The sequence below is a fragment of the Flavobacterium suncheonense GH29-5 = DSM 17707 genome, from assembly GCF_000430025.1.
Lineage (GTDB): Bacteria > Bacteroidota > Bacteroidia > Flavobacteriales > Flavobacteriaceae > Flavobacterium > Flavobacterium suncheonense.
Genome location: NZ_AUCZ01000046.1, coordinates 1 through 1,498, shown reverse-complemented (window position 1 = coordinate 1,498; position 1,498 = coordinate 1). Strand labels below are relative to the sequence as shown.

Genomic DNA, 1,498 nt, shown 5'->3' with positions numbered 1-1,498 from the left:
TTTCTAACTTTTCGGTATATTTGTGAACGTAAATCATTAACTGTCGCAACTTTGCCAAGCTGCAACACGTTATAGGCAAGCTTGCCAAAGAGTACGTATATGAAAAAAACAATCTATATTTTATCTCTAATTATTCTAAGTTTTTATGGTTGCAAACCTAAAGAAAAACTTAAGAAAAATATTTCTTGTGAAGGAAATGTAAAATTACAGTACGAATGGTTAGACTGGGATAAAGAAGACAAACATCATGTTGTTGCTAACAGATTTTTTAAAGGACAGTTTACAGTTTATTTTGTAGGTGGATTCAAAGATTCTTTAAAATTTTATGTTAATAATGACTTTCGAGCTGACTTAGAAGTTGATAGAAAAGAAAACGATGAAGTGGGAAATTATGGGTTCAGTTTTGGAAGAAGAACTGGCGAACCAATACCTACGTTAAAAATAGAATCTGTTAATAGAAAAACATGCTTTGACATAAAATTAAAAAGAAAATACCCAATTATGTATGTTTGGTTAAATGAAAAAAGAGAATGGACAATTCGGTTTTCTAATTTCAATCATTCAGACAATCTAAAAGCCAGCCTATAACAGCGGTTTTGTGAAAGCGGGGTTTGGGTGTGTATCGGGAAGAGTTAGTGTTTGTACTTCTCTCCTATTTTTCAACTTTTTTCTTTCAATCTTTTCGGTATATTTGTAAGCATCAGTAATAAAAATCCCCGCCTTCACAAAGCCGGCGGGACGTTAGGTGCAAGCGACCAAAAAATGAGTAAAATAAAATACTTAATAATAATTTCTACTCTTTTTTTCTCTTGTAAAAATCAGGAGAGAGAATCTTTAATCAACAAATCTGAAGCACAGAGAGAAAAAAATGGGCTAATTAGTTTCAACGAAAATCTAAAATTAGATTCAACTATATATCTAAGATCAGATCAAAATGATTGGAAATTAGTAAATTATATTGCTACTCATGAAAGACTAAAATTAAATGAAAAGAAAAAAGGAAGTGTTTTTAGTATTATGGAATTTTATTCCGTTATCAATAACAATCAGTTTAAAATAGTTTATTATAGCAATAATGGAAATATTTTAAGACTAGTTTCAGAAGAAGACAGATATTACAAAAAACTAAACGATACTGTAGAAATATATCTAAGTCACAGATTTAATCATCTCAAAGTAGAAACTATATTTTCTATTGACTCACTTCCTACAAAATTCTTTGTCGAGAAAAATCAAAAAAAATTAAAAGACATGATTAAATATGGTAAAGAAAATAATTTAGAATTATGTGGAACTGCGCAAAGCGATATTTTAAAAGAAGGATTTCCTAAAAGATACACTGAAATAAATTACTCTGAATATAACAAAATAAAAAAAGAGCTAAATAAATAAAAGCCAGCACCTAACAATGGTTTAGCCGCATTGCTGGTCTAAACTCTAAAAGGAATTTTTTCTTTTATTCATGCTTCGCATTCATAACATAATTTTTCTTAAATTG

The 1,498-nt window shown here is 29.0% G+C and carries 2 protein-coding genes; both read left to right on the top strand.

Annotation, left to right across the window (positions count from 1 at the left end; translation table 11 throughout):
• Nucleotides 1-99: 99 nt before the first annotated feature.
• Nucleotides 100-588 (top strand): hypothetical protein, encoded by a 489-nt coding sequence (locus tag G498_RS0110065; protein ID WP_035745087.1) that lies wholly within the window; start codon nt 100-102, stop codon nt 586-588.
• Nucleotides 589-762: 174 nt separating this feature from the next.
• Nucleotides 763-1,392 carry a hypothetical protein gene (locus G498_RS0110060; protein WP_131387719.1) on the top strand — a complete coding sequence of 210 codons (630 nt, stop codon included), beginning with the start codon at nt 763-765 and terminating at the stop codon, nt 1,390-1,392.
• Nucleotides 1,393-1,498: the final 106 nt, after the last annotated feature.

What these genes read in the sequence shown, in the direction of transcription:
- G498_RS0110065 (WP_035745087.1), top strand. Translation starts at nt 100, where the DNA reads ATGAAAAAAACAATCTATATTTTATCTCTAATTATTCTAAGTTTTTAT.
- G498_RS0110060 (WP_131387719.1), top strand. Translation starts at nt 763, where the DNA reads ATGAGTAAAATAAAATACTTAATAATAATTTCTACTCTTTTTTTCTCT.